1 rRNA gene is annotated in these 255 nt (G+C 53.3%); it reads left to right on the top strand.

The window, feature by feature from the left end:
* Positions 1–255 (top strand): 16S ribosomal RNA (locus tag NBG71_RS18970); the annotation flags it as partial.

The following is a 255-nucleotide window of genomic DNA, read 5'->3' as shown; positions in this document are numbered from 1 at the left end:
ACGGCCGCAAGGTTAAAACTCAAATGAATTGACGGGGGCCCGCACAAGCGGTGGAGCATGTGGTTTAATTCGATGCAACGCGAAGAACCTTACCTACTCTTGACATCCAGCGAATCCTTTAGAGATAGAGGAGTGCCTTCGGGAACGCTGAGACAGGTGCTGCATGGCTGTCGTCAGCTCGTGTTGTGAAATGTTGGGTTAAGTCCCGCAACGAGCGCAACCCTTATCCTTTGTTGCCAGCGCGTGATGGCGGGA

It is taken from the genome of Proteus sp. FZP2095 (genome assembly GCF_023701425.1).
Taxonomy (GTDB): Bacteria; Pseudomonadota; Gammaproteobacteria; order Enterobacterales; family Enterobacteriaceae; genus Proteus; species Proteus cibarius.
Note: the sequence above shows the minus strand (reverse complement) of the source record. Positions and strands in the feature narration are given on the sequence as shown.